This is a genomic window from Streptomyces ossamyceticus (assembly GCF_001418475.1).
GTDB lineage: Bacteria > Actinomycetota > Actinomycetes > Streptomycetales > Streptomycetaceae > Streptomyces > Streptomyces ossamyceticus.
The window spans coordinates 1-2,441 of sequence record NZ_LIQX01000776.1; the positions used below are offsets into that span (position 1 = coordinate 1).

The 2,441-nt window shown below is 71.7% G+C and carries 6 protein-coding genes and 1 pseudogene; all 7 read left to right on the forward strand.

Annotated features, from left to right (window positions below; translation table 11 throughout):
- Positions 1–161, forward strand: a pseudogene (locus AOK15_RS48050) (FtsK/SpoIIIE domain-containing protein); the annotation flags it as partial.
- An 84-nt stretch (positions 162–245) separates the two neighbouring features.
- Complete coding sequence (locus AOK15_RS38510; protein ID WP_055523535.1) at positions 246–911, forward strand: DUF2637 domain-containing protein; 666 nt, start codon at positions 246–248, stop codon at positions 909–911.
- Positions 912–931: 20 nt separating this feature from the next.
- A complete protein-coding gene (locus AOK15_RS38515; RefSeq protein WP_055523537.1) occupies positions 932–1,114 on the forward strand; it encodes a hypothetical protein in 183 nt (60 codons plus the stop codon).
- On the forward strand, positions 1,114–1,299 hold the full coding sequence (locus tag AOK15_RS38520) for a mobile element transfer protein (protein WP_055523540.1): 186 nt from the start codon (positions 1,114–1,116) through the stop codon (positions 1,297–1,299). Before AOK15_RS38515 ends, AOK15_RS38520 begins: the two co-directional genes overlap by 1 nt.
- Before the next feature lie 24 nt (positions 1,300–1,323).
- A complete protein-coding gene (locus AOK15_RS38525) occupies positions 1,324–1,518 on the forward strand; it encodes a hypothetical protein (RefSeq protein ID WP_055523542.1) in 195 nt (64 codons plus the stop codon).
- A gap of 25 nt (positions 1,519–1,543) precedes the next feature.
- Positions 1,544–1,789: a hypothetical protein gene (locus AOK15_RS38530; protein WP_055523545.1), complete on the forward strand. Its 246-nt coding sequence runs from the start codon at positions 1,544–1,546 to the stop codon at positions 1,787–1,789.
- A gap of 155 nt (positions 1,790–1,944) precedes the next feature.
- Positions 1,945–2,441 (forward strand): replication initiator (locus tag AOK15_RS48055; protein WP_338059953.1); only part of this gene is annotated, 497 nt, incomplete at its 3' end.

Here is a 2,441-nt window from a genome sequence, read left to right on the forward strand (position 1 = left end):
GCACGCCGTACCTGTCCCTCGCCGACGCCGCCGAGATCTGCCGGGACTCGGCCCACCTGGTGCCCGACCTGCCCGCGCTCAAGCCCTTCCGGCCCGACACCCCCGTACGGCCCGTGGAGTCCTCGGCCCCGGCGGTACAGCCGCACCCGGTGACCGACTGAGCCGTACTCCCACTCCGGTCGGCGTGACCGTCTCGCGCCAAGTCTCTACCCCCGCCATGCCTGAACCCGAAAAGGAGCCGCTCCATGCGCGCCCAACTGGCCCGTGTCGACGCGGTGCTCGTCCAGGCGCTCATCGCCGCCGCGCTGTCCTTCGCCCACCTGCACGACATCGCCCTGGCGGCCGGACAGGACGGATGGAAAGCGTGGGCCTACCCCGTCTCGGTCGACCTGCTGCTCGTCGCCGCCTGGCGCCGACTGCGGACCGGGGAGGCGAAAGCGGCCGGGTGGTGCTGGTTCGTCATCGCCCTCGCCGCCTCCCTCGGCGCCAACGTCGCCACCGCCGGCCTCCTCGACATGAACGACGTCCCGGCCTGGCTGCGCATCCTCGTCGCGGGCTGGCCCGCCGTCGCCTTCCTCGGCGGAACCCTCCTCGCCCACACCACACCGACAACGGCTGACGAGAACGCCGAGCCCGCGGACGGCTACTTGGACCAGGCGGACGCCCCCGAACTCGTCCCGAACCTCGACTCGGAGGAACCGCCGGAACCGCCGCCGACTCCACCCGCCATCGAGCCACCCCCGCCCGAGCGCCCCGCCGTCGCCGTCCCGGCCGCCCTCGTCGAACACGCCCGCAAAGTCGCCGCCGAGCACCACACACGCACAGGCACACCCATCGACACCCCGACACTCCGCGCCCGCCTCGGCGTCCCCACGCCCATGGCCGAAGCCATCGCCGCCCAACTCACCTGACAGACGAGGAGACCAACACCATGCGCCCCTTTATCCAGTCGGCCCTGGAGCGCTCCGCCGAGCTGACCCGCGACAACCGGCTCGTGGACGCCGTGGCCCTCGCCGAAGCCGCAATCAAGCGGGCCACCCCCAACGAACACCGAAAGATCGAGCAGTGGCTCACCGACCACGCCCACGACTTCACCGGAGAGGACGCCCGCTGATGTCCCGCCGCTTCCGCGACGTCACCCGCATCGGCCCCGTCCAGGTCGCCACGTCCTACGACGGCCGGGGCCGTGAGAAGCACACCGCCGCCTGTACGGCTCCGCGCTGCGGCTTCTCCGCCGACTACGACAGCCGTGCCGCCGCCGAGCTTGCCGCCCGCACGCACCGCTGCCCCGTCCGCTGATCCTCCGAAGGGACCCCGTACATCGTGACCGTCAGCCTGCCGCTCGTCGTCGTCCTCGGCTTCTTCGCCTGGGGCGCGGTCAAGTTCCTCGGCGTCCGTACCTGGGTCGTCGTCCTGATCGCCCTCTTCGGTTTCTGGCTCTCGCAGACCTTCTTCGCCCCCGCCATCGAGTCCGGCACGCGTACCGGCGTGGACGTCATAAACGGCTCACATGCCTAGACGAGTAGATAAGGAGAGCCTGACCGTGTTCTGGCCCAAGTACCCCGACAACCCGACCCCGCCGCCCGCGCACACCCACGCCCCGGCCGACCCGGCGACCGTCCAGCGCACGCTCCCGGCGGTCCACATCAGCCCCGCCGTGGTGGCGGCCGTGGTCGTCGGCGGTGTCGTCCTGACCGCGCTCCTGGCCGCCGTCGCCGTCTCGGCCATCTCCGTCGCCATCGCGGCCGTGGTCCTGCGCTCCCTGCTCCGCGAGCACAACCGGCGCTGAACCGCGCCAAGCACCTGGGGCGGCACACACGACCAAGCATCTGCCGCCCCAGGGCCATAACTCCTGACCGAGCCAGTCAGAAGGAGACCCCCATCTTCGCCCGCACCACCCCGCCCCCGCTTCCGGAACTCGCAAGGCTCGCCGAGCACGGCACCCTGCCCGGTATCCTCCGCCAGCTCTCCGGCCTCGGCGGCTGCACCCACCCGATCCGCCTGGACGGCCACCGCACCGAGTACGACATCGACACCACGACCGGCGAGATCGGCCGCGTCATCCAGCACCTCGACTCCACCGACCTCCCGGCCGGGAACCTCCTCGTTCGCTGCAACAACCGCCGTACCACCCGTTGCGCGGCCTGCGCTGAGGTCTACCGCCGTGACACCTTCCACCTGATCACCTCGGGCCTGCGCGGCGGCAAGGGTGTCCCCGAACACGTCGGCATCCACCCCCGCGTCTTCGCCACCTTCACCGCCCCGAGCTTCGGCCCGGTCCACAACCGCCCCACCGGCGGCCGATGCCGCTGCGGCCGGACCCACGCCGAGGACGACCCAGCCCTGGGCACCCCACTCGACACCGACCGCTACGACTACCGCGCAGCCGTCCTGTGGAACGCACACGCCGGCGCCCTCTGGGCCCGCTTCACCACCTACCT

Coding starts and splice junctions, on each gene's coding strand:
- AOK15_RS38510 (WP_055523535.1), top strand. CDS start 246: ATGCGCGCCCAACTGGCCCGTGTCGACGCGGTGCTCGTCCAGGCGCTC.
- AOK15_RS38515 (WP_055523537.1), top strand. CDS start 932: ATGCGCCCCTTTATCCAGTCGGCCCTGGAGCGCTCCGCCGAGCTGACC.
- AOK15_RS38520 (WP_055523540.1), top strand. CDS start 1,114: ATGTCCCGCCGCTTCCGCGACGTCACCCGCATCGGCCCCGTCCAGGTC.